We start from the raw sequence: 25,124 nt of genomic DNA, 5'->3' as shown, positions 1-25,124 counted from the left end.
GAGCCAAGAACATGTCCATCTACATCAACAAAAACACCAAAGTCATCACCCAGGGCATCACCGGCAAAACCGGTCAATTCCACACCCGCATGTGCCGCGACTACGCGAACGGCAAAGAAGCTTTTGTGGCCGGTGTGAATCCCAAGAAAGCCGGCGAAGACTTCGAAGGCATCCCGATTTTTGCCAACGTGACCGAAGCGGCTCAGGCCACGGGCGCGACGGTTTCGGTGATTTATGTACCGCCCGCAGGCGCTGCCGCCGCCATCTGGGAGGCTGTTGAAGCCAACCTGGACCTGGCGATCTGCATCACCGAAGGCATTCCGGTCAGGGACATGCTGGAAGTGCGCAACCGCATGAAGGCCAAGGAAGCCGCCGGCGGCAAGAAAACCCTGCTGCTGGGCCCCAACTGCCCCGGTCTGATCACGCCTGAAGAAATCAAGATCGGCATCATGCCCGGCCATATCCACCGCAAGGGCCGTATCGGCGTAGTCAGCCGCTCCGGCACGCTGACCTATGAAGCTGTGGCGCAACTGACTGAAATTGGCCTGGGCCAATCGAGTGCAGTCGGTATCGGCGGCGACCCGATCAATGGCCTCAAGCACATTGACGTAATGAAAGCCTTCAATGATGATCCGGACACCGACGCCGTGATCATGATCGGCGAAATTGGTGGCCCTGATGAAGCCGAAGCTGCACAGTGGTGCAAGGCCAACATGAAAAAACCAATCGTCGGCTTTATCGCTGGCGTGACGGCTCCGGCCGGCAAGCGCATGGGTCACGCGGGTGCGCTGATCTCTGGTGGCGCCGATACGGCGGATGCCAAGCTGGCCATCATGGAGGCTTGCGGCTTCACCGTGACGCGCAACCCGTCGGAAATGGCCAAATTGCTCAAGGCGCTGCTGTAAGGCGCCAGCGAAAAAAGTGATTTAAAAACTTGACCGCGGTCAAGCAGGTAAGCAGTAATACCAATCGGGATTGGTCTATTGCGGCTTAGACTCTCCAAAACAAAAAAGCGCTTTCCGGCGCTTTTTTAATTGATAACAGGAGCTGCCATGTTTTTCGGACTGGACCTCGCGTCCCCCCTTTTCTGGAGTGCTTTCGGCTCCATCCTTCTTGCCAACATCGTGCTGTCTGGCGATAACGCCGTGGTAATTGCCATGGCTGCGCGCACACTCAAACCCGAGCAGCGCGGCAAGGCGATCTTCTGGGGAAGTGCTGCCGCGATCGTGATGCGTATCGTGCTGACCATCGTGGCCATTCAGCTGTTGAGCTTGCCGTACCTGAAGATGATCGGTGCGGTTCTGCTGGTCTACATTGGCGTGGACCTTCTCAAAGGCGAAGAAGATGAAGACGGTGAAGGCCACGAAATCAACGGCATGATGGCTGCGATTCGCACTATCCTGATTGCCGATCTGGTAATGAGCCTGGATAACGTTCTGGCGGTGGCCGCCGCTGCCAAGGGTAATCTGCCGCTGCTGGTACTGGGTCTGCTGGTGAGCATCCCACTGATTATTTTCGGCGCCACCTTGTTGACCAAGGTGATGGAGCGCTTCCCCATCATCATTACCATCGGCGCTGCTCTTTTGGGCTTCCTGGCGGGTGAGATGTTGCTGACGGATCCTGCGGTAGTGAGCCATTTTGGTGCCGTTAGCGACCATACGGTGACTGCCGGTGGGATTGTGGGTGCCGTGCTTGTGGTGGCACTGGGCACTTACCTGACCAAACGGCAGCAGACAAAGGCGCCTTCCGCCTGAACCGGGATACCGGTCCAGCCGCCACACCTCTTCCGGTGGCTGGGTCTTTTTTTTAGCGCTCGCCATCTGCGGCGAGCCGGATGCGCGCCGCGCATACCAGAAAACCACTTATTTGCAACAGTCGGTACGGTTGTGGTGCAGAAGTCGCTTGTCCAGCCGCACCCCGTCTGTTAATGTCCATTGTCAGGAGACTTGTAACCTGCCGAAACAGTCGGCGGGCGGTATCCGGCGCACGAAATTTGCTGCCAGAGCACCGATAGTACAAAGCAATTACAAAAATGGCTGGGGCTATGCATAGCGAATCAGGACAAGGGACGGGAAGTGGCCAAAACATCTAGGAAATTGAGTCAGTTCTGGCGGGCCGACTGGTTTGTGGGCGTTCTGGTGGTGCTGGCCGTTCTTTTTCTGCATGGCCTGACCGATTTTTTCGGCACACTTGAGCGCCGCTATTATGACTTTGCCAGCACCAGCAGCAATCGCCAGCCCTCAGACCGCATAGCGGTCATTGCGATTGACGACCAAAGCATCGCGAATATAGGCCGTTGGCCCTGGCCCCGTGACGTCCACGCGCAGCTGATAGACCAGTTAACAGCCGCCAAGGCCAAGACAATCGTCCACACGGCCTTTTTCTTTGAGCCTCAAACCGACCGAGGTCTTGCTTTTATCCGCAAGATGAAAGAGGTCCTCGGCGACCCTGCTGTCGCGCAAACTGGTATTGGCGAGCAATTGAGCAAGCTGATTGCGGATGCCGAGGTGGCGCTGGATAGCGATGCCAAGCTGGCCGCCAGCATGGCTCATGCCGGCAATGTGCTTGTGCCTTCGGTGTTTACCCTTGGCGAGCCGCAGGGCAGGCCAGACAAACCGCTGCCGGCCTACGCGCTCAAAAGTGCGATTGACGAGAGCAACGGCTTTTCCATTGCAGCAATACGCGGCACCCAGCCGATTGAAGCCATAGGCAACGCCGCCGCCGGTATAGGCCACCTGAACCAGATACAGGATCCCGTTGATGGGGCAGTTCGCCAGGAGCCGCTGCTCATTAATTACTACGGCAAGGGTGTGCCCTCTATGGCGCTGCTGGCTGCCGCAAAAAGTCTCAACCTCAACACCTCTGATATCAAGCTCAACGTGGGGGAGTCTGTGCAAATCGGCAAGCTCCGAGTGCGCACCGACGAGTCGGCCCTGATGTTGCCGCAGTTTTATAAAGGTAGCGGTGGCAAGCCTGCTTTTGCAGTTGACTCCTTCTATGACGTGCTGACTGGCAAAATCCCTGCCACCAAATATGCGGACAAGATTGTCGTGATCGGCGCCACGGCACAGGGCGTGGGTAGCCTCTTTACGACGCCGGCCGGTCCGGGGCTGTCACCGGCAGAGACCATTGCGCATATCACTTCCAGCATCCTGAGTGAACACTTCATTGTCCAGCCGACTTGGGGTGTCTGGGCTACGTTGGCTGTTCTGCTCGTGGTTGCTGCTTACCTTATCGCCGGATTGCCTCGCCTCTCCGCTGGTAAGGCTGCAGTCATCACGTTGGCACTGTTCCTGGTGTTGCTGGTGGTTGAGTTCGGCCTGCTGTCGGCGGCCGCGACCTGGCTCAAATTTGTCTTTCCCGCGGCCCTGCTGGTAATCGGCCATTTGGCGTTGACGACCAAGCGCTTCCTCGTGACCGAGGCTGGCAAGCTCAAGTCCGACGAGGAGTCGGCTGAGACCAATCGCATGATGGGTCTTGCGCTGCAAGGCCAAGGCCAGCTCGACATGGCGTTTGACCGCTTTCGCCGCGTACCTTTCACCGACGCGCTGATGGACAACATGAACAACCTGGCGCTGGATTTCGAGCGCAAGCGCCAGTTCAACAAGGCTCAAGCCGTGTACGAGTACATGGCCACCTACAACAAGAACCACAAAGACCTGCAGTCCAAGCTCAATCGGGCCAAAAACCTGTCGGAAACCGTCATTTTGGGCGGTGGCGGCGCGCACCCGGGCGGGACCATGCTCCTTGACGGTGGGGGTGTTGAAAAGCCCATGTTGGGCCGCTATCAGGTTGAAAAGGAATTGGGTAAGGGCGCCATGGGCGTGGTGTACCTCGGTAAGGACCCAAAGATCGGTCGTGTCGTCGCCATCAAGACCATGGCCTTGAGCCAGGAGTTCGAGGGCGAGGAGCTTGACGATGCGCGGGAGCGCTTCTTCAGGGAAGCCGAGACCGCTGGCCGGCTGCAGCACCAGAACATCGTCACGATTTTTGATGCGGGTGAAGAACACGACCTGGCATTCATTGCCATGGAGTTTCTGAAGGGCAAGGATCTGGCAGATGTCACCAAGGACGGCCATTTGTTGCCGGTCCCGAAGGTCCTGTCCATCGTGGCACGGGTGGCTGAAGCCCTGGCTTACGCGCACAAGCAGAATGTGGTGCACCGGGACATCAAACCGGCCAACATCATGTATGAAATCGAAAGCGATACGGTGAAGGTGACCGACTTCGGCATCGCCCGCATTACGGATTCAAGCAAAACGAAGACCGGCCTTGTACTGGGGACGCCCAGCTTCATGTCGCCGGAGCAGATTGCCGGCAAAAAAGTCGACGGGCGTTCGGACCTGTACTCGCTGGGTGTCATGCTGTTTCAGATGCTGGCTGGGGTGTTGCCATTCCGGGGCGATTCCATGGCCGAACTGATGTACAAGATCGCGAACGAAGAAGCCCCCGATATCCGTATCATCCGTAAAGAGCTGCCGGAGCGACTGGCCGAGATTGTTGCGCTGTCTCTGGCCAAAAAGCCGGAGCTGCGATATCAGGATGGTGATCGGTTGGCGGCAGATCTGCGTGCCGTCATTGCCGCGATGGAAGGTGCTGCGCCGGCTCCGTCGTTTGCCCCTCCACAGGGTGCGCCGGCAGCCCAATTTGACGCCACAGTCGTGCAATCAGCGGCTACACCAGCTGCCGGCCCGAGGACCTATGATGCGACCCAAGCCGTGAATGCCGACGGCACCCAGACGTTTGAGAAAACCGTGGTTTCCAAAGCACCTGCTTCCGATACCGACATCCAGTGATCACGCGAACAAGATGAACTACGAGATTTGTACACATACCGACCCGGGGTTGACGAGGGACAACAACGAGGATGCGGTCGCTTTTGATGCTGCGACGCGGCTTTGTATCCTGGCTGACGGAATGGGCGGCTATAACGCAGGCGAAATTGCAAGCGGCATGGCTGCCGCTTTCATCAAGTCGGAAATGGGCCGTTGGCTTTCCCAGGCGGGCAGGCATGCCAATGCCAAGGAAGTGCGCCGGGCTCTGGAAATCTGCGTGGAAAATGCCAACCATTCGATCTTCAACGCGGCAAATTCCAACCCCCAGTACGCGGGAATGGGTACCACGCTGGTGGTGGGGGTGTTCCAGGACGGGCGACTGATGCTGGGTCATATTGGCGATTCCCGTTGTTATCGCCTGCGCGGCCAGGAACTACAGCAAATCACCAAGGACCACTCGCTGTTGCAAGAGCAGATTGACGCCGGGCTGATAACTCCCGAGCAGGCGCTGACTTCCCTGAACAAGAATCTGGTCACTCGCGCCTTGGGCGTCGAAGACACGGTGCTGGTTGAGGTCAATGAGCATCGTGTGGACGCAGGAGACCTTTATCTGATGTGTTCGGATGGGCTCTCGGACATGGTTGCGGATCCGGGCATTGCGGCTATCCTTACAGGCGCAGGGACCCTTGAACAAAAAGCAAAGCAGCTGATTGTTGCGGCGAATGAGGCTGGTGGACGCGATAATATTTCCGTGCTGTTGGCATATGCGAAAGAAGACTCGACCAAGCGCGGCCTTTTGTCCAGAATGCTGGGAAAATAACGATGACTGAAATATTACAAACAGACAGGAGTCGGCCATGCCGAAAATGATCGTCTCTATTGACGGCGTTGTGATCAAGGAAGTCCAGTTGACGAAAGACCGGACTTCTTTGGGGCGCAGGCCTTACAACGACATCGTCATCGACAACCTAGCTGTCAGCGGGGAGCATGCTGTACTGCAAATGTCCGGCAATGAGGTCTATCTTGAAGATCTCAACAGCACCAATGGCACCTATGTCAACGGCAAGGCCGTCAAAAAACTACTGCTGCAAAACAGTGACACCGTTGAAATCGGCAAGTACAAAATCAAGTACGTCAACGAGGCTGCACCCGCGGGCTTCGAGAAGACCATGATTATCAAGGCCGGCTCCGCAGGTCTTGTGCCCCCGGCGCCGGCAGGTTCGCCAGCGGCACCAGCTGAAGCCGGTACGGGCCTCACGGCGGCTATCAAGGTGATGTCGGGCGCTGCAGCTGGCCGCGAAGTGGCATTGGTGAAAGTAGTTACCACCATCGGAAAACCCGGGGTTGCGGTTGCCGCCATTACCAAGCGGCCTCAGGGTTTTGTCGTTGCCCATGTGGAAGGCACTGGCAAGCCGACGCTTAACGGAGCTCCCATCGGTGCAGAGCCGGTTGTCCTGAAAAATGGGGACATGCTTGAACTGGCCGGAACGCAAATGCAGTTCGTTCAACACTGACATCGGTGCTATGCGGTCTCGCACCACGCGGACTGCAAGCACCCTTCAAACGAGGTCGCATGAGACTCCTCTCCCGGCACTGGCCTCGTATCGCCGTCACGCTGATTCCGCTGGTGTTTGCATTGATGCATGCCAGCGGAGTCGTTCGCATTGGCGTACTGCAAAGGTTGGACGACATCATCTACGATGCACGCCTTCGTGCGACTATGCCGCATACGCTGGACGAACGCATTGTTATCGTTGACATCGATGAGAAGAGCCTTGCGGAGGTAGGGCGCTGGCCTTGGGGCCGTAACAAGTTGGCGGAGCTGGTCGAAGAGCTGCAGGATCGTCAAAAAACGGCGCTGTTGGGATTTGACGTCGTATTTGCCGAGGCTGATGAGAGCTCGGGTTTAAAGCGGCTCAGGCAGCTGGCACAGGCGGAGCTGAAAGATCAACCGGGTTTCTCGGAAAAACTCAGCCAGCTGCAGAGCAGCCTGGATTACGACGGAGTTTTCGCGAAAGCGATTGAGAAACGCCCTGTGGTGATGGGGTATTACTTCACCAGCGACAGAGATGGTCGGGTCAATGGAGTTTTGCCGCCCCCGGTGATGAGCAGCGATGCGCTTGGTGGCCGCCCTATCAAATTCACCAGCTGGAACGGATACGGGGCCAACATAGAGTTGCTGGCCAAAGCGGCCCCTTTGGGAGGCTTCTTTAACTCCATTACCGAGGGCGATGGTGTGGTGCGCTCTATTCCCCTGCTGGCGGAGTTCAAGGGGCAGTACTACGAGTCATTGGCGCTCGCCATGTTTCGCATGCTTGCAGGGTTGCCCAAGGTCGAGCCTGGTTTTCCGCAGGAGAAATTCCTGACCCGGAACTACCAGGGGCTGGAAAGCATTCTCCTCAAGCAGGGCAACAAAACCCTGGCGATTCCGGTCGATGATCGCGTCGCCACTTTGGTGCCTTTCAGGGGTAATGGTGGTGCGAACGGCGGCTCGTTTCGGTATATCTCCGCGGCGGATGTCCTGGCCAAGCGCCTTGCCCCTGGCACGCTCAAGGACAAGATCATCCTGGTCGGCACCACGGCGCCCGGTCTGCTCGATTTGAGAGTGACCCCGGTGGGGGAAACCTATCCGGGGGTGGAAACACATGCCAATGTTATTTCCGGTTTCCTTGACGGGAAGGTGTTCGTCAAGCCCGACTACGCCATCGGATTCGAGGTAGTCATCCTGCTTTTTTCGGGATTGACGCTGGCTTTTGCGCTACCCCTGCTTTCAGCTTCCCGTGCGGTGCTGGTCAGCTTGGCGGTGATTGCCGCCATAGCCGGCTTGAATTTCTGGCTCTACTCTGGTTACGGTCTGGTGCTGCCGCTGGCCAGTGCGCTGGTTATGGCCTTGACTGCATTTGCGTTGAACATGAGTTATGGGTATTTCGTGGAAAGCCGATCCAAGCGGGAGTTGGCCCATCTGTTCGGCACCTATGTACCCCCCGAACTGGTTGACGAGATGGTAAAAGATCCCGACAGCTACAGCATGAAGGCGACCACCAAAGAGCTGACGGTCATGTTTTGCGACATGCGAGGCTTTACCAAAATGTCGGAGTCGATGGAGCCTACCCAGCTGCAGGCTTTGCTGAACAGTGTTTTCAGCCGGCTGACAGACCTGATTCGTAGCAATCGCGGCACCATAGACAAATACATGGGTGATTGCGTGATGGCTTTTTGGGGGGCTCCTGTCGACACGCCAGATCATGCTGGTCTTGCAGTCAAAACGGCACTTGAGATGTCGAATGCTGTCAGGAAGATCAACGAGGAACACAAGATCAAGGGTTTACCCGAGATTGGCATAGGTATCGGTGTCAATACRGGCACGATGTGTGTCGGTGACATGGGTTCGGATATCCGCCGCAGCTACACCGTGATTGGCGATTCGGTAAATCTGGGTTCGCGTCTGGAGGGGCTGTCAAAAACCTATGGAGTGGATATCGTGGTCAGTGAGTCCACCCGAAAGCAGGCGAATGATTTTGCATGGCAGGAACTCGACAAGGTTCGCGTGAAAGGCAAAGATCAGGCGGTTTCCATTTTCTGGCCGTTGGTGCCGGTAGACCGGATCGACAATGACATTGCGGCTGAGCTGAAGACCTGGGGAATGGCGTTAAAAGCTTACCGCGCGCAGGATTGGGATCAATGCGATGTGCAATTGCTTAATTTACATCGGATAAATGGCAAAAAGTTCCTTTACCGGCTGTATGCGGAGCGTGTAGCCTCTATGAGGCTGTTGCCTTTTGATCCGGAATGGGATGGCGCAACCAATTTCGAAACCAAATAGCACAGTCCTCCAAGTCAGGCCAACCGGAAAACCTCATGAAAGTACGTGTACTCGGCTGCTCGGGAGCCATTGCCAAAGACTGCCGGACCACGTCTTTTTTGCTTGACCATGATTTGTTGGTTGATGCCGGTACGGGAGTGGGAGATCTCACGCTGGATGAGATGGCTGGTGTTGACCATGTCCTGTTGACGCATTCGCACCTCGATCACGTGGCCGCGTTACCGTTGATGGTGGACGCCATTGCAGCCCGGAGAACAACACCTATCCAGATTCATGCGCTGCAGGGCACGATTGACGCACTGAAGGCGCATATTTTCAACAACACCATTTGGCCCGACTTTTCCCGCATTCCCAGCCCCGAGGCCCCGTTTGTCAGTTTTCACCCTCTGGAAATCGGACAAACCTTGTTATTGGCTGGTAAGCAAATAGAGGTTCTACCTGCCGTTCATACCGTTCCGGCTGCAGGCTATGCGGTGGCCACGGGCAAGGGGTATTGGGTGTTCACGGGCGACACGGAACAGAACCCGGCTCTGTGGGCCCGCATTAATCAGATAAAGGTTGCCATGCTGGTCATCGAAACGGCATTTAGCAATCGAGAGCGCGACCTTGCCAAGCGGAGCCTACATCTTTCTCCTCATGCGCTTGCCAATGAGCTCGATTGCATCGAGCGAGGAAACAGTTATCCCATCTACATTACCCATACCAAGCCGGCCGAGACCGACCTGATCATGGCCGAGATACAGCGTTTTGACCAAACCCGCCCGTTTGGCCCGAATGTATCGCACGACATCCGGTGGTTGAGGGCGGGTCAGGAGTTTGAGCTATGAGTGCCGTATTGCAACGTGACCCCCAGGATGAGTTTTTTGACTCGCAAATGCTGCCTCCCCAGGAGCGGGGCGTTACTTTTGAAGCCCTGTATTTCCGGCAGCTTCAGCTAGTTACCAACCGGATTCATGAGACGGAAAATGTCGAGCAGATCATGCTTGAGGCCAGCCAGGACATCTGCAAGCTTTTTAATGCGGACCGGTTAACACTTTATGCAGTCAACGAAGACCGCAGTTCCATTGTTTCCAAGGTCAAGACGGGGCTCAATACCAGCCGCGACCTGAAACTTCCGGTTAGTGCTCAGAGCATTGCGGGATACGTAGCCATGGCTCGCCAGATGGTGAATATCGCGGACGTCTACGATGAGGAGGCACTGAAGAAAATTCATCCTGCATTGAGCTTTCTCCAGGAAGTCGACAAGCGATCCGGGTATAGAACCAAGCAGATGCTGGTGGCGCCCGTCATGGACGGAGACACGTTGTACGGCGTTCTGCAGGTTATCAACAACCGGAGCGATCAGCCTTTTGGAAAGCTTGAGGAAGACGGAGCACTGCAGCTATGCAAGACTTTGGGTATTGCCATACGTCAGCGCATGCAAAAAGCAGGGGACAGCCAAAGGCGCAAAGCCACCAAATATGACGGTCTCGTGACCGAGGGCGTGTTGTCTCAGGAAGAGTTGCAGCAATGCATCCTCCAGGCTCGAGAAGAGGGCAAGTCGGTCGAGCATATGCTGATGGCCAGCTTCCACATTCGGCCTACCCAGATCGGTGCGTCGCTCGCCAAATTTTTCGGCGTTGCCTACGAACCATTCAATGCCGGGCGGATCCGCTCGGAAATGCTGCACGGAGCATTGAAACGGGACTTCATTGAACAGCAAGGCTGGATTCCACTGGAGGAAACCACGGACGGCCTCGTGATCATGTGTGTGGATCCGGAAGCAGTGCGAGGGGCGCGCGTGGTTCCCCAGGTGTTTCCCCGCGTCTCCAAATTTTCTTACCGCGTTACAACCCAGACGGAATTTGAGGAGACCCTGGGACAGCTTTTTGGCATGGCTGCAGACAGTAGCACCATCGACCAACTGCTTGCAGACATGGACTCGCCGCTGGAGAGCGAGTCCAGTGATGACTCTTCCCTGGAGTCTGCGGCGGCCGACAATGAGCTGGTCAAATTCGTCAACAAGGTCATCATCGACGCATATAACCAGAAGGTGTCGGACATTCATATCGAGCCCATGCCGGGCAAGGCCAAAACCGGTATCCGCTTTCGCATTGACGGTACCTTGCAGCCCTACATTGAAGTGCCGGCGCAGTTTCGCCAGGCCATGGTCACGCGGCTCAAGATCATGTGCGACCTTGACATTTCTGAAAAGCGCAAACCGCAAGACGGGAAGATCAAGTTCAAAAAATACGGCCCACTCGACATCGAGCTGCGTGTGGCTACGATTCCCTCCGCCGGTGGCGTGGAAGATGTGGTTATGCGGATTTTGGCCGCGGGCGAACCGATTCCACTTGAAAAACTCGGGCTGACGGCACACAACAAAGAGCGACTGGAAAAAACTGTTTCTAAACCCTACGGCCTTTTCTATGTATGTGGCCCCACGGGCTCCGGCAAGACCACCACGCTGCATTCCATCCTGAAATTTCTCAACACGCCGGATACCAAAATCTGGACCGCCGAAGACCCTGTGGAAATTACACAGAAGGGTTTGCGCCAGGTGCAAATCAACCGGAAGGCGGGCATCGACTTCGCGCTGGTCATGCGTGCTTTCCTGCGAGCCGATCCCGACATCATCATGGTCGGAGAATCGCGAGACAAGGAAACCGTGGCCATGGGGGTGGAGGCCTCACTGACGGGTCACATGGTTTTCTCGACACTGCACACCAATTCCGCCCCTGAATCCATTACGCGCTTGCTGGACATGGGTATGGATCCTTTTAATTTTGCAGATGCGCTGCTGGGTATCCTGGCCCAGCGCCTGGCCAAAAAACTCTGCGACTGCAAAGAGGCGTATCAACCGAGTGCGCAGGAAGTCAAGGATTTCATCAAGGAATATTCGGAAGAATTGCGTAATACCGAAGCCTGGAAGGCCGATCCTGGCGGCGAGTCACAAAAGCTGTATGAAGACTGGATGGAGCGCTACGGAAAAGACGACAAACTGACCTTGTACCGCGCGGTCGGCTGCGACAAGTGCAACAAAACCGGCTACAAAGGCCGGGTTGGTTTGCATGAACTGATGATTGCGGATGACGCTGCCAAAAAACTGATCCAGGAGCGGGCTCGCGTAGCGGAGCTGTTTGCAAGCGCTGTCAACAGCGGCATGCGCACGCTCAAGATGGACGGCATGGAAAAAGTGCTCATGGGCTTGACGGATCTCAAGATGGTCCGATCCGTTTGTATCAAGTGACAAAAATGTCGTTAGATTTTGGGGTACGGGTCAAAAAAGTAAGTTGTCAGTCTTTTACGGTCCAAAAATCACGAAAAAGAAGGCTCTTTAACGTGGCATAAAAACTGCTGAGAAGTTGAGCTAGTTTTTTTAACCAAGGAGTTTTTATGAAACGTTCAATCCAAAAGGGTTTTACCCTGATCGAATTGATGATCGTCGTGGCGATTATCGGTATCCTGGCTGCGGTGGCGCTGCCTGCTTACCAGGACTACACCATTCGTGCAAAAGTGTCTGAAGTGATTCTGGCTGCATCACAGTGCCGTACCAGCATCACTGAAACTGTGCAATCTTCCGCCAGCACGGTCCTTCCTACGGCCAATAACTGGGGCTGTGAAAAGAATGCCAGCACTCCGACAGCCGCAAGTGCGCCCACGAAATATGTTTACCAAATCTCGACCACTGCCGCTGGTGTGATTACTGTGGTTACGCAACCTGCTACCGATCTGAAAGATGCCGCCAGTACGCAGGTCCAGCTGGTTCCGTTCAAGGATTCCAGTACGGCACTTGCCAGCACCGATGTCGGTGCAACCATTTACAAATGGGTTTGCGGTCCTGGAACAACAGCTCCAACACCTACCAAATACCTGCCAGGTTCTTGCAGGGGTTAATTGCAGCGCTGCTGCCTAAAACAGCAGCCCGGTATTGCATGTAAAACGGCGCGTCGAATGACGCGCCGTTTTATTTTTGGCGCGACCCTAAAAATATCAATGGGAGTTTACAAGTTGATCTCGGAAACCTGGGTACGACAGAGGGCTTTCACGTGGTTGTCGGCCCTGGCATTTTTTGCGTATTTATTGCCTAACCACTATTCGCCCTGGCTTACCGCCCATCAAGAGTGGACGATGGCCTTGGCGTTCTTGCCCCTAACCTTATGGGCGGCAATCTATCGCGTGCAAAGTGTGCCGCTACTATCGTGCGCTGCCTGGGTTCTGGCGATAGTGCCTATAGTGCAATACTGCTTTGGGTTGGTGGCCTTTAGAGGCGATGCGGTGATGGCATTTTTGTACCTCCTGGGGTTCGGACTCGCCGTTTTCACGGGCTCCCGCTATGTCAAGCCTCATGGTGATCGTCCGGTTGATCTGACGCGCGTTACAGGTCTGTGGCTCGCCATTTCGATGGCGGCAATTGTGTCCATGGGCATCGCGTTTCACCAATGGCTGGATCTGGGCAAGCTCGCGATTTTTGTAATTGGCCTTGAGCCGGGCGCACGAGTCTACGCCAATCTGGCTCAGCCGAATCATTTCGCCACGTTATTGCTACTCGGCCTGACTGGGCTGCTGTTTTTATTCGAAGCAAGAAAAATACAAGCCACGGTTGCGATGGGCGCGGCCCTTTTGCTGGCATTGGGTCTGGTCATGACCGGCTCCCGCTCTGTCTTGTTGGCATGGGCTTGGCTTTTGGTTTTATATGTACCGTTGCGTAAGCGATGCCAACTGCGTATCAGCGCAAGCGCAATTGGCCTGGTCGCGGTCTTCTATTTTGCCGTTGCGTTCGCATGGCCTGCGATCAATCAATGGCTGCTGCTTGGAGATGATGCAAGAAGMATTGCCAATCGTCTGGCCCCTGGAATCAGAACCATTTATTGGCAATCAATGACAGAGGCGGTTTCGCGGGCCCCATGGCAAGGTTACGGGTGGGCGCAAATAGCCGCGGCGCAGCAGGCCACGGCACTTGCCTTTCCTCCCACCTACACATTCTTTGAGAGCGCCCATAATCTTTTTCTCGATTTAGTGCTGTGGAACGGCCTGCCAATTGGGCTTGTGGTTACCTTGCTAGTGACTATGTGGTTTTTGTGGCAGTACCGGATTGTTTGCGATTCCCTGTCCTGGTGTCTGTTGCTCGGTACGGGTTTCGTGTTCAGCCACGCGATGGTTGAACTTCCCCTGTATTACGCCTACTTTCTGCTGCCCGTAGGATTTTGGATGGGGGCTTTAAGTGCCAAGCCAGACGTAATTCTGGGGCTATGGAGAATACCCGGAGGAAATCTTCTGCGCTCCCTTGTGCCCGCTGTCACAGCCATCACAGTGGTGCTATTTATCCTGATCACGAAGGAGTACCCGGCATTCGAAGAAGATTGGCAGGCCATGCAATTTGAAGACCGCCGCATCGGCATTGATACAAAGCACGTCCCTCCCCGTGCATTTTTGTTAACCCAGCTGGAGGCGCTGCTCCGGTTTACGCGTACGGAGGCCAGCCCAAACATGACGGCAGAGCAACTCGACTGGATGCGCCGGGTGGCCACACGATATGCGTACTCTTCCTCTCTTTTTAGCTATGCCCTTGCGGCTGGCCTGAATGGTGCTGACGGCGATGCCGTCCAGACCCTGCGGCTTCTGTGCAGCATGCATCCTCCGAAGAAGTGCAGGGAAGCCAAAGAAGCGTGGGTAGAACTCTCCGGGACAAAATGGCCGCAACTGTCAAAAATTCCGTTTCCGACCCCGCCAGCCAGTAGTAATGCAGCGTCAACCCGGGAATAGGGCCCACACCATATTTCAGCCGACGGGTCGTCGGGAATCGTGCGAACCGTAAGCTCATACACTTGCAGTATCGCCAAGTACCGGGCTTGTTGCCGATACCCTCGCACGGTGTGGATGCACCCCAAAAAGAATGAAATTCTCCGCTGATACGTGGAAGGTGCCTGTCACCTTGCTGGTCCTGTTGCCTTGGTTGAATCCGTTCGCTCCCGGCCCGTCGCCCAATGTTGTTCCGTTGCTGATAAGCCTCGCTGCCGTCGCTGGCCTGATCTTTCTTCAGGTCATCTTGCCGAGTATCGACAAAGCGGCAAGCAACGCTCCGTTCACCCGGTACTGGACCGCCCCGGTTTCCTGCGCGTGGATTCTGGCAGGAACAATCAGCAGTATTTTTGCCTTGTTGCAATATTCTGGCCATGYCGATGCTTTCGCTCCCTGGGTGGCCAAAGCCGGTTTGGGTGAGGCATTCGCGAACTTGCGCCAGCGTAATCAATTTGCCACCCTTGCCAATATTGCCCTGGCTGCGGTGATCTGGTGGATGGTGAAGGATACGGGGCGCCATGCCTTCGTTGGGAAGACCGATTGCCGGCGGCTACTGGTACCTGTCTTTTGTGTTGGGGTACTTGCGCTGGGAAATGCCGGCTCCTCCTCTCGCACGGGTATGGTTCAGCTATTTTGTGTAGCTGCATTGTGGTGGCATTGGGGTGCACTGCGAGCGTCTCCTGCCCGCTGGCTACTGGGGATGGCAGTGGTTGTATACGTGTTGGGCATACTTTTCCTGCCATGGCTGGCCGGACTCGACCCGTCGCTGTATGGGGCAGCGGCCCGATTTCTGACCGGCGATGAACTCTGTGTTAGCCGCTGGACGCTCTGGTCGAACGTGTGGAACCTGATTGCCCAGAAACCGTGGTTTGGCTGGGGATGGGGTGAGCTGGATTACGCGCACTACATCACCCTCTACAACGGCCCGCGGTTCTGCCAAATACTCGACAACGCCCACAATTTACCGCTGCAACTCGCTGTTGAGCTAGGGCTTCCCGCCTCGCTGTTCGTCTGCGGTGCCTTTACATACTGGACAATCCGCCGCGCGCCATGGCGCGAGACTCATCCGGCGCGCCAGCTCGCATGGACCGTGCTTCTTGTGATTCTGCTCCACAGCATGCTCGAGTATCCGCTATGGTATGGCCCATTTCAGATGGCTTTTTGCCTTTGCATCGCAATGCTCTGGAGGCGCGAGAATGCGGCCCCGATTGCGGTGACCCCCCCCAAACCTGGCCGAGTATCAGCCATGGGTATGTCTTTGCTGGGGGGCGCCCTGGCAATAGCCGTTGTCTATGCTGCGTGGGACTACCGCCGCGTAAGCCAGATATATCTTCCGGTGGACAAACGGGCTGCCGCCTATCGCAGCGACACGCTTGCCCAAATTGAGGGCTCGTGGTTATTCGCCGATCAAGTGCGCTTTGCCCAGATATCTCTCACACCGCTGACTCCTGCAAACGCCCAGTGGATATTTGATACCGCGAGCGCATTGCTGCACTACTCGCCGGAGCCACGAGTCATCGAAAAGCTCATTGAAAGTGCAGTGATGCTCGGCTCTGATGATGTGGCTGTCGAGCATCTGGCGCGCTACAGGGCCGCTTTCCCGATGGAATACGCACAGTGGACGCGGCAAAACAGCAAATTTATACCGGGGCAGGCTCCATCGACGGGAGCGGCGGCAGCCAGATGAAGACGGTACTACAAGGCTTCGTGGACAAAACTGCCCGATTTGCCGCCGTGTTTTTCAAGAACATGCACGTCGGTGATGGTCATGCTTCGATCTACGGCCTTGCACATGTCATAGATCGTCAACAGTGAAATTTGCACCGCAGTCAGTGCTTCCATTTCGACGCCCGTTGGACCAACCGTCTCCACTGTTGCGGAACAGGCAATGCAAGCGGTTTTCTCATCCGGAGTGAATTTGATGGATACCCGTGTCAAAGCCAAGGGATGGCACAGCGGTATCAGGTCGCTGGTTCTTTTAGCAGCCATGATCCCGGCGACGCGAGCAATGCCCAGCACATCACCTTTTTTTGCGCTACCGGCGAGGATGATGGACAGCGTCGCGGAATTCATTACGATACGGCCCTGCGCGATGGCCACACGATGCGTGGAAGTTTTACCGGATACATCCACCATATGGGCCTGGCCCTGAGCGTCAAAATGGGTGAGTGGTGAGTCGGACATCGTGCAGCAAGAACCTTTACATGTATCCAGCATCATAAGACCATGGTCAAGAACTCAGAATTTTGGAGGAGCCGGCTTCAGGCTTCCGGTATTCATTTAGGCATTAGCCTGGCAATAGCCTTGTTCGCGGCGTTGCTGGTTTTTGTCGTTTGGTACCCCTATCCTTATCGTGAAATATCGGGGGGGCGCGAGCTCTTCCTGTTGGTCATTACGGTGGATGTGATCATGGGTCCGCTGATGACCCTTGCTGTATTCAACACTGCCAAGCCGCGTAAGGAGTTGCGCCTGGATTTGTGCGTGATCGGACTGTTGCAGCTGGCTGCGCTCGCTTATGGAGTATGGACGGTCGCAGTGGCCCGTCCCGTGCATCTGGTTTTTGAAGTTGATCGGTTTCGCGTCGTTCACGCCATTGAAATTGAGTCGAAGCTTCTTTCGCTTGCGCCCGAAGGCCTGCGGCAACTGCCGTTGACCGGGCCTACGCTGTTGTCTGTGCGGGAGTTCAAAGACCCCAAGGAAAGCTTTGATGCGACCATGGCCGCGCTCAATGGCGCGTCTCTGGGTGCTCGTCCCGATCTATGGCAAAGCTATGAAACGGCCAAGCCGCAGGTCCTGAGACAGGCCAAGCCCCTTGCAGAACTCAAAACCCGTTTTCCGGTGCACGTTGTTAATATCGATAACGCATTGGCACCAGCGTTGGCATCGGGTCGCAAGATCAGCGATATTGGCTATATCCCGATGATCGGACGCAAGACTTTCTGGACTGTCCTCATCGATACCAAAACGGCAGAGGTAATTGCATTTGTACCCATTGACTCCTTCTAGGCGAACTGTGTCCGTGAAGCCGCGTCCGGCCCTGAACCGCCTTGCCCTGGCCTGCATCGTTCTCATGGCTTTGGGCGGCTCCTCGCTGGCTCAGGCGCCCATCGGTACGACCGGAGGCTCGACGGGTTCATTGCCATCGCTGGGTGAAACTTCCGACCTGGCAGCGGCAGCAGAGCGGCGTATTGGAGACCGTATTGCCGTCAGCATCTACCGCGACCCTGACTACATTGATGATCCGGTGCTCGGCGATTACCTTCAGAGTATCTGGTTGCCGCTGGTGGCCGCTGCAAGGGCCCGGGGCGAGCTCAATACCGAACTTGAAGAGCGTTTTGCCTGGCAGGTTTTCCTGATCCGGGATCGCAGTATCAATGCCTTTGCATTGCCCGGGGGCTACTTTGGCGTGCACCTGGGCCTGCTGGCCGCGGTGGGAAGTGCCGATGAGGTGGCCGCGGTGATGGGCCACGAACTCAGCCATGTCACCCAGCGGCACATTGCGCGCATGCTAACGCAACAGTCGCGCCAAACTCCCTGGATGATTGCCGCCATGATTCTTGGCGTGCTGGCTGCCGGGAAGAGCAGCAATGCCGGCAGCGCCGCCGTGGTCGGCGGGCAGGCGGTCGCGATGCAGAACCAGCTCAACTTTTCCAGGGACATGGAGCGGGAGGCCGATCGCGTGGGTTTCGGGGTCATGACCGATGCGGGCTTTGAAAGCCGCGGTGTTTCGGCCATGTTCGAAAGGCTGCAGCAGGCCTCGCGCCTGAATGACAACGGCTCCTTTCCCTATTTGAGATCCCATCCGTTGACGACCGAGCGAATTGCCGAAGCGCGGGCGCGCGTGCAACTGTCTTCAACGGACGCGGCAAAACCCTCGCGCGAAAAAGAAATCGAGGCCGGCAGGGCCCGCGTGCTGCACGCCATGATGGCATCGCGGGCACGCATCCTGGCCGCTCCGGGGGTTGATGTTCTGCGCTCCATGGTGGCGGAGGCCCAGCGCCAGACTGGCCCTGTTGCCGCACTGCAACCGCTTCCCACGGCCGACAATGTGCGCGATGCCGGAGTTTTGTATGGTGGCGCTTTTGCGGCGGCCCGGCTGCGCGATTTCACCACGGCGAAAAGCTTGCTGGAACGGTTGAAGCCGCTTGCTGCGGGTGTTCCACATGTCGCCAATGCGGTGGATCTGCTGGCCGTTGAAATTGACCTGACGGCCGGCTTGGTTCCCCCTACGGCGCCATCTACCGACATTTCCAGGGCCACATCTCGCGCTGAGGTACTGCTGCAGTCCCAGTCTCTGATGGCTGCGAACCGTGCACAGGACGTTTCGGGCCGGCTGCAAAGCTGGGTGACGCTGCATCCCAAGGACGCGATGGCCTGGCAGCTGCTTGCGGTGGCGTATGGCAAGCAAAACAAGCAGGTCCAGGCGATTCGCGCCGACGCGGAAAGCCGCGCTGCCCAGATGGACTACCCGGCCGCGCTGGACCGCTTCAAGGCGGCGCAGGGCTTGATGCGCAGCAACCCCGGCAGCGCAGATTATGTGGAGGGTTCAATCATCGATACGCGAACCCGCCAGACGGAACTACTTGTTAAAGAGCAGGCGCTCCAGGACAAAGTCGATCGCTAGCTGGAGCACCGAATAAATCAGCGAGCCTATCAGCGCGGCGGTAAAACCCGTGACATTCAGGCTGCTGATCAGGCTGGCCGCGGCCCAGAACATCAGCGCGTTGATGACAAACAGGAACAAACCCAGCGTCACCAGCGTGACGGGCAGCGTCAGCAAAACCAGAATCGGGCGCACCACCATGTTGAGCGCACCGAGCACCGCCGCGGCAATCAGCGCGCCGGTGAAACTGGTCACTACGACCCCGGGGTAGAGATAGGCAACGGCCAGCAAGGCCGCCGCGCTTAAAAGCCATTTGAGGATAAGTTTCATGGGCAAAGAATACCACCGGTCTGCCCGATTCGGCCCCTCATCCTTCTGGCGAGTAGAAGCTGCATTCCCGGGTGGCCCAGGCATTTTTCAGCCAGCGCGCAGCCCGATTTCAGCGAACCAGACCGGGGAAGTAACCCCCCCGGGATTACAGCACGAGGTGAAAGCCGTCAGTCGCTTGCGACCAGCAGCCCGGCACCTGCCAACGCCGTGGCATAACCCAGAATGCCGTGACTCTCCTGGGCCTGTGTTGCCGTGACCGGTTGCATGTCCTGGCCGAATTTCGGCCGCCGGGCATCCAGCACACGTGCAACGCCATACTGCCTGATGAGGCCCTCGGTCTGGGTGACCAGGGTGGTCTGCGCCAGCTGAGTCAACACGGTGTTGCCTTCTTTTTGAAGAAGAGGCATCAGCTGTGCGAACACCTTCTCGGCCCACTTGCCGCGCCAGCTTTCCCGCGCACTGTGTGTCACCCATTTGCTGACGCGGTGCGTCACGCGGGGTGCGCAGCCGACCACGATCCAGCGGGTGGGGCTGTGGGCCTCGCCAGCCGGCAGCATGGGTTGCAGCATCTGCAGGGCATATGCGGCATCGTCAATGTACACAATGATGTTGTCCATAAAGTTCTCCTAGAGTTGTCGTCGTTTTAGAAGCTTACTGGCTGAAAGAGGGGCGTATGCCCCCCACGGGTTGCTGGTTTCAGTGCGGAATCAGGTCGGCATCCCGCGCGGACCGGGAGCGCCGCGAGGCCCACCACCCTGCGCCCAGCACGCCTGCCACCGCAAGGGCGTACGTTGCCCACTGCGCGGCAAGGTGCAGGGTTTCAGCGGAAGGCATGGTGCCCGGGCCGCCGTAGATCGGGTCGAGCAGCTGTTCGCTCACAATCATCTTCGCGGCGGTAAAGGCCAGAACGGCGGCGCCGACGTTGATGATGATGGGGAAACGCTCCACGAGCTTGAGCACCATGGTGCTGCCAAACACCACGATCGGGATGCTGACCAGCAGGCCGATGACCACGAGGTCAAATGAGCCGTGCGCGGCGCCAGCCACACCCAGCACGTTGTCGATGCCCATCAGGGCGTCGGCCACGACGATGGTTTTCATGGCGCCCCAGAAGGTGTGGGCAACCGGGCCGTCGTGCTCCTTGTCACCCTGGTCGGCCAGCAGCTTGTAGGCAATCCACAGCAACCCCAGGCCGCCCACCAGCATCAGGCCGGGAATTTTCAGCAGCCACACCACACCAACCGTCATGGCAGAGCGGACCACAATGGCGCCGACCGTACCCCAGACGATGGCTTTTTTCTGCAGATGGGATGGCAGGTTGCGCGCGGCCAGTGCGATCACGATGGCGTTGTCGCCGGCGAGCACCAGGTCAATGAGGATGATCGCCAGCAGGGCGGACCACCAGGGGGCAGTAAATAGTTCCACGTCACACTCCATGTCAAGTTTCGACTTGGAAATCCATGCGACGGCGCACGACGGATTCCCGGCTTCGTGAAACCGGAACGGGTGTGATGGGTGGCTGGGACGGCGTAACTGGGCGCCGCGAATGCCTCGATCAAACCTGTTCAGGTTTCAATCGAAGGTCTGGCTCGACATGCAGTGTCGCTGCATGCCCAACAAGCCGGAAGTGTGAACTTCGTAATGACGACTTGTTGTTAGCGATTTTGCTGTGGTGTCTGTTTTCGTATATTGCAGCAAAACGAGGGAGTTACTCCCCTTCGTCTGGGTATTTGACAATAAAAAAAGATTTTTTGCAACCCGGCCCCGCGGCGCACCGGCGCACCGGCGCGATGCGGGGGCATGCCTCAATTTCCCCACAGGCTGGCTGGCCGGCCCGTCTGGCCGATAATGAACGGCCCGGCACTGCCACTTCCTGCCTCTTCGCCACTTCGCGCTCGCTTCATCCGCTCAGCGGCAGCCCCCTAGACCCACCGTTCCATGCCCGGCATCCACATCACCGATATTGAAGCCGCCATCAACTACTGGCGCGACATAAAGCCTTCGCCCGACGGGGTGACGCTGGCCCCTGAGCTGCGTGCGCTCGCCGAGGTCTACGCGCTCCTGGTTTTCTACCATGAGGACGAGGCCGATGAAAAAAGCTTTCCGCCCAAGGCGCTGGCGGCGTGGCGGACCTGGTATGACACAACCGCCGACACGCCCTGCATTGCCATTTGTTCAACCAGCCAGGGGGACGCCCTGTGCAAGGGCTGCGGCCGCACGTTTGACGAAGTGCAGCACTGGCCCGAGATGACGCCCGCCGAGAAGCGCGGTACCTGGCGCCGTATCACGCAGGAAGCAATTGCATGGCGGTTTGGCCGCTACGCTGATCGCGCGCTTGAAAACAGGGACAAGGACGCGCAGAAAGATGCCGCGCCCGTTGCCCTTGTCGCCACGCCAAAAATCTAAGCCTTTTTGGCTTGCAGCCCATAAACGGCGAGCGCAGGCAGCTATGAATTTGATAGTGATTTCGCTACACTGACGGCATGCTCAGACTGACGCGTGCTCCCAATATCGCCATCGCTGCGCTGTGGGTCGATATGCTGCAACAAGCCGGCATTGCCGCCAGTGTGCAGCGTTATTTCCTGGGCAGCGTCGCTGGAGAGCTGCCGCCGGACCAGTGCCAGCCCGAAGTCTGGCTCACGCACCACGAAGAAGAGCCCCGCGCCCGCGAGTTGCTTGACCACCTGCAGAACATGCCGCAGCGGCGCTGGCTGTGCGCCTGCGGTGAAGTCGTTGAAGGTGGCTTTGAGCAGTGCTGGAATTGTGGACTAGCCCCCACGGTGGGGTAAGCACCCCCACGCTCCCCCACTTCGTGTGGGTCGCTGCCCCCGGAGGGGCCGCCCGCCTGTGGCCCGGCAAAGCCGAACAATGGGCACACCCCTATCGGGCTCACTGCGTGTAGCCCTTTTCCCCTTGCAGGGGACGGCGCCTGCGGCCCGGCAAAGCCGGTTCCGCGGCCCCTGCTTGCTCGAAGAGTTCTGTGGGCACAACCAGTGGTGCCGTGGGACTGGCTTTGCCAGACCGCAGGCGCCGCCCCCTTGCAAGGGGGGAACAGGCTACACGCAGTGAGCCTGGACGGGGGTTAGACCCTCTTCGCCAGTTCGGCCGCCATGCCGACATAGCTGCCGGGTGTCATCTTCAGCAGGCGCTCTTTTTCCGTGTCGGGAATTTCCAGCGAACGGATCAGCGCGTGCAGGTCTTCGGCCTTCACGGTTTTGCCGCGCGTGACTTCCTTTAACTTCTCGTAAGCGCCCTGCACGCCGTAACGGCGCATCACCGTCTGGATCGGTTCGGCCAGCACTTCCCAGGAGGCATTCAGGTCGTCGCCCAGTGCTTCGCGGTTGAGTTCGAGCTTGTTCAGCCCCACACCCATCGAGTTGTAGGCCAGCACGGCATAGCCGAGCGCCACACCCATGTTGCGCAGCACGGTCGAGTCGGTCAGGTCGCGCTGCCAGCGGGAAATCGGCAGCTTTTCGCTCAAGTGGCGCAGCAGCGCGTTGGCCAGCCCCAGGTTGCCTTCGGCGTTTTCAAAGTCAATCGGGTTGACCTTATGCGGCATGGTCGAGGAACCGATCTCGCCGTCCTTCAGGCGCTGCTTGAAGTAGCCCACGCTCACGTAGCCCCAGATGTCGCGGGCCAGGTCGATCAGGATGGTGTTGGTGCGGGCTACCGCGTCAAACAGCTCGGCCATGTAGTCGTGCGGCTCGATCTGGATGCTGTAGGGCTGGAAGGTCAGGCCCAGGCCCAGCGGTTCCGGCGTTTCGATCACGTTGCGGCTGAAGGCCTCCCAGTCAAAGTCGGGCCAGGCCGAGAGATGCGCGTTGTAGTTGCCCACCGCGCCGTTCATCTTGGCCATCAGCTTGATGCCGGCGATTTTGTCGCGTGCATTGGCCAGGCGCACCACCACGTTGGCGATTTCCTTGCCGACCGTGGTCGGGCTGGCCGTCTGGCCGTGCGTGCGGCTCAGCATGGGTTCTTCTGCATAGATGTGGGCCATTTCGCGCAGCTGCGCAATGACCTTGTCCAGAGCCGGCAGCACCACCAGGTCGCGGCTGCTTTTAAGCTGCAGCGCGTGGCTGGTGTTGTTGATGTCCTCGCTGGTGCAGGCAAAGTGCACAAATTCGCTGGCGCCCTGCAGCTCCGGCCGGGCTTCGAACTTCGACTTGATCCAGTACTCCACGGCTTTCACGTCGTGGTTGGTGGTTTTTTCGATTTCCTTGATGGCCGACGCATCGGCCTCCGAGAAGTTTTTGACCAGACCCAGCAAATAGGTGCGGGCACCCGGGCTCAGCGGCTTGAATTCGGCGAATTTGGCATCGGACAGCGCGATGAACCACGCCACTTCGACCTGAACGCGGCGGTGCATATAGCCCTGTTCGGACATCAGGGGGCGTAACTGGTTCAGTTTGTTCGCGTAGCGGCCGTCCAGTGGGGACAGGGCGTTGATCGTGGAAAAAGGGGGGGGAGAGCTCATGGCCCAATTGTAGGCCGGGTGCCTGCCGCGCCCGCCGCGCCGGGAGCCTCTGCCGCAAGCCCGAAAAGATGTGCATATTTGCGAATCTTCTTGCCCGCCGCGTTACACCCCCGTCAGCCCGGCTGCCGGCTTACTCGATAGAATGCTCTTCCCCCGGACCACGATCTCACACCATCATGAAACTCATCGGATCCGCTACCAGCCCCTATGTGCGCAAAGTGCGCATAGTGATGGCCGAGAAAAAGCTCGACTACCAGTTTGTCCTGGAAGATGTCTGGGCAGCCAACACCACCATCCAGGCCTCCAACCCGCTCGGCAAGGTGCCCTGCCTGGTCATGGAAGGCGGCGAAGCCGTATTCGATTCCCGCGTGATCGTCGAATACCTCGATACGCTGTCACCCGTCGGCAAGCTCATCCCCAGCCAGGGCCGTGAGCGCGCTGAAGTCAAAACCTGGGAAGCCCTGGCCGACGGCCTGATCGACGCCGCCATCCTGGCGCGCCTCGAAGCCACCTGGGCCGGCCGCAGCGTCAAGCAGCGCAGCGACGCCTGGATCGACCGCCAGATGGGCAAGATCGAAGCCACCCTCAAGGCCATGAGCACCGGCCTGGGCGACAAGTCGTTCTGCAGCGGCATCCACTTCAGCCTGTCCGACGTCGCGGTCGGCTGCGCGCTCGGCTACCTCGATTTCCGCTTTACCCAGATCAACTGGCGCGAGATGTACCCCAACCTGGCCAAGCTGCAAGACAAGCTGATGCAACGGCCGAGCTTTGCGGAAACGATTCCGCCGGGTTGATGCGGGGGTGGTGGAGGAGATGGCACTACTCGCCGACGCCAAATCACCTATAAACGCAAGACACCACCGGCTGTTGCTATGTATTTAATAGCTTCTTGCGCGCGCCTTTATTGGGCTCTGGCTACTATTCGCGTTTGAAAGCAGTCCAAAAACAGGCTCAAGGCCTCTGTTAACGCCTCTTGAGCGGCCCTTTTCAGGTGTTTTGAGGTCGAGATGGCCTGATTTCAGGCATAAAAATGGCTCCTGGCCCAATCAGAACAAGCGCAAGCAGCTATCAAAATAATAGCGCTTGCGGGGACTTCGCGGGTTTCCCGGTCATCACGATGGAAGTCCACCAGGCCATCGGCGGTGAACTTCAGGCGGGCGCAACGCATGTGTTGGCCCTGGCCCGGCAAGGGGCCGGAATATAAAAATGCTGCGAAGCGCCCCGGCGCGAACGAGGGAGGGAGGGAGGAGGAGGAGCGCCCCGGGATTGCAGCTGAACCTGGACGGCTCAGAAGGCTTCGCAACAATGAAACTGTTCTCTTGCCAGCGCTACCGGTGA

At 57.7% G+C, this 25,124-nt stretch carries 21 protein-coding genes; 16 read left to right on the top strand and 5 right to left on the bottom strand.

Annotated elements, in window-relative coordinates:
- Nucleotides 1-11: 11 nt before the first annotated feature.
- The 11 genes from sucD (at nucleotide 12) to AC1DYR_RS15390 (ending at nucleotide 16,066) form a co-directional block, all read left to right on the top strand.
- Complete coding sequence (gene sucD / locus AC1DYR_RS15440; protein ID WP_477705858.1) at nucleotides 12-905, top strand: succinate--CoA ligase subunit alpha; 894 nt, start codon at nucleotides 12-14, stop codon at nucleotides 903-905.
- A 147-nt stretch (nucleotides 906-1,052) separates the two neighbouring features.
- Nucleotides 1,053-1,754: a TerC family protein gene (locus tag AC1DYR_RS15435; protein ID WP_477705857.1), complete on the top strand. Its 702-nt coding sequence runs from the start codon at nucleotides 1,053-1,055 to the stop codon at nucleotides 1,752-1,754.
- 321 nt (nucleotides 1,755-2,075) lie between these two features.
- Complete coding sequence (locus tag AC1DYR_RS15430) at nucleotides 2,076-4,796, top strand: CHASE2 domain-containing serine/threonine-protein kinase (protein ID WP_477705856.1); 2,721 nt, start codon at nucleotides 2,076-2,078, stop codon at nucleotides 4,794-4,796.
- 13 nt (nucleotides 4,797-4,809) lie between these two features.
- Nucleotides 4,810-5,595, top strand: coding sequence for a Stp1/IreP family PP2C-type Ser/Thr phosphatase (locus tag AC1DYR_RS15425; RefSeq protein ID WP_457282073.1), 786 nt, complete (start codon nucleotides 4,810-4,812; stop codon nucleotides 5,593-5,595).
- 37 nt (nucleotides 5,596-5,632) lie between these two features.
- Nucleotides 5,633-6,289: an FHA domain-containing protein gene (locus AC1DYR_RS15420; RefSeq protein WP_477705855.1), complete on the top strand. Its 657-nt coding sequence runs from the start codon at nucleotides 5,633-5,635 to the stop codon at nucleotides 6,287-6,289.
- Nucleotides 6,290-6,348: 59 nt separating this feature from the next.
- Nucleotides 6,349-8,598 (top strand): CHASE2 domain-containing protein, encoded by a 2,250-nt coding sequence (locus AC1DYR_RS15415; protein WP_477705854.1) that lies wholly within the window; start codon nucleotides 6,349-6,351, stop codon nucleotides 8,596-8,598.
- A 35-nt stretch (nucleotides 8,599-8,633) separates the two neighbouring features.
- Complete coding sequence (locus tag AC1DYR_RS15410; protein WP_477705853.1) at nucleotides 8,634-9,425, top strand: 3',5'-cyclic-nucleotide phosphodiesterase; 792 nt, start codon at nucleotides 8,634-8,636, stop codon at nucleotides 9,423-9,425.
- Nucleotides 9,422-11,827: a GspE/PulE family protein gene (locus AC1DYR_RS15405; RefSeq protein ID WP_477705852.1), complete on the top strand. Its 2,406-nt coding sequence runs from the start codon at nucleotides 9,422-9,424 to the stop codon at nucleotides 11,825-11,827. Before AC1DYR_RS15410 ends, AC1DYR_RS15405 begins: the two co-directional genes overlap by 4 nt.
- Nucleotides 11,828-11,973: 146 nt before the next feature.
- Complete coding sequence (locus tag AC1DYR_RS15400; protein ID WP_477705851.1) at nucleotides 11,974-12,474, top strand: pilin; 501 nt, start codon at nucleotides 11,974-11,976, stop codon at nucleotides 12,472-12,474.
- 57 nt (nucleotides 12,475-12,531) lie between these two features.
- Entirely contained in the window at nucleotides 12,532-14,343 is a 1,812-nt protein-coding gene (locus AC1DYR_RS15395; RefSeq protein ID WP_477705850.1) for a PglL family O-oligosaccharyltransferase, read from the top strand.
- A gap of 130 nt (nucleotides 14,344-14,473) precedes the next feature.
- Nucleotides 14,474-16,066 (top strand): PglL family O-oligosaccharyltransferase, encoded by a 1,593-nt coding sequence (locus AC1DYR_RS15390; protein WP_477705849.1) that lies wholly within the window; start codon nucleotides 14,474-14,476, stop codon nucleotides 16,064-16,066.
- An 8-nt stretch (nucleotides 16,067-16,074) separates the two neighbouring features.
- On the opposite strand, the gene moaC is transcribed toward AC1DYR_RS15390, so the two are convergent.
- Complete coding sequence (gene moaC, locus AC1DYR_RS15385; protein WP_477705848.1) at nucleotides 16,075-16,563, bottom strand: cyclic pyranopterin monophosphate synthase MoaC; 489 nt, start codon at nucleotides 16,561-16,563, stop codon at nucleotides 16,075-16,077.
- A gap of 42 nt (nucleotides 16,564-16,605) precedes the next feature.
- Between moaC and tfpZ the strand changes: the two genes are divergently transcribed.
- Together tfpZ and AC1DYR_RS15375 are read left to right on the top strand one after the other, a co-directional pair.
- Entirely contained in the window at nucleotides 16,606-17,385 is a 780-nt protein-coding gene (tfpZ, locus tag AC1DYR_RS15380) for a TfpX/TfpZ family type IV pilin accessory protein (protein WP_477705847.1), read from the top strand.
- 64 nt (nucleotides 17,386-17,449) lie between these two features.
- On the top strand, nucleotides 17,450-19,003 hold the full coding sequence (locus tag AC1DYR_RS15375) for a M48 family metallopeptidase (RefSeq protein WP_477705933.1): 1,554 nt from the start codon (nucleotides 17,450-17,452) through the stop codon (nucleotides 19,001-19,003).
- On the opposite strand, the gene AC1DYR_RS15370 is transcribed toward AC1DYR_RS15375, so the two are convergent.
- From AC1DYR_RS15370 to AC1DYR_RS15360, 3 genes are all read right to left on the bottom strand, one after another.
- Entirely contained in the window at nucleotides 18,959-19,312 is a 354-nt protein-coding gene (locus tag AC1DYR_RS15370; protein ID WP_477705846.1) for a phage holin family protein, read from the bottom strand. The genes AC1DYR_RS15375 and AC1DYR_RS15370 overlap by 45 nt on opposite strands.
- A gap of 167 nt (nucleotides 19,313-19,479) precedes the next feature.
- Nucleotides 19,480-19,929 (bottom strand): hypothetical protein, encoded by a 450-nt coding sequence (locus tag AC1DYR_RS15365; protein ID WP_477705845.1) that lies wholly within the window; start codon nucleotides 19,927-19,929, stop codon nucleotides 19,480-19,482.
- Nucleotides 19,930-20,008: 79 nt separating this feature from the next.
- Entirely contained in the window at nucleotides 20,009-20,737 is a 729-nt protein-coding gene (locus AC1DYR_RS15360) for a TerC family protein (RefSeq protein WP_477705844.1), read from the bottom strand.
- 513 nt (nucleotides 20,738-21,250) lie between these two features.
- Between AC1DYR_RS15360 and AC1DYR_RS15355 the strand changes: the two genes are divergently transcribed.
- Both AC1DYR_RS15355 and AC1DYR_RS15350 read left to right on the top strand, forming a co-directional pair.
- Nucleotides 21,251-21,718 (top strand): DUF3717 domain-containing protein, encoded by a 468-nt coding sequence (locus AC1DYR_RS15355; protein ID WP_477705843.1) that lies wholly within the window; start codon nucleotides 21,251-21,253, stop codon nucleotides 21,716-21,718.
- 77 nt (nucleotides 21,719-21,795) lie between these two features.
- The gene (locus tag AC1DYR_RS15350) at nucleotides 21,796-22,101 is read left to right on the top strand and encodes a DUF2007 domain-containing protein (RefSeq protein WP_477705842.1); all 306 of its coding nucleotides are present in this window, start codon (nucleotides 21,796-21,798) and stop codon (nucleotides 22,099-22,101) included.
- Between the two features lie 293 nt (nucleotides 22,102-22,394).
- Here the strand turns inward: AC1DYR_RS15350 and purB are convergent, their stop codons facing one another.
- Entirely contained in the window at nucleotides 22,395-23,786 is a 1,392-nt protein-coding gene (gene purB / locus AC1DYR_RS15345; protein ID WP_477705841.1) for an adenylosuccinate lyase, read from the bottom strand.
- Nucleotides 23,787-23,962: 176 nt separating this feature from the next.
- On the opposite strand from purB, the gene AC1DYR_RS15340 reads away from it, so the two are divergent.
- Entirely contained in the window at nucleotides 23,963-24,580 is a 618-nt protein-coding gene (locus AC1DYR_RS15340) for a glutathione S-transferase family protein (protein WP_477705840.1), read from the top strand.
- Nucleotides 24,581-25,124: the final 544 nt, after the last annotated feature.

The sequence above is a fragment of the Polaromonas sp. P1_F9 genome (assembly GCF_056405615.1).
Note: the sequence above shows the minus strand (reverse complement) of the source record. Positions and strands in the feature narration are given on the sequence as shown.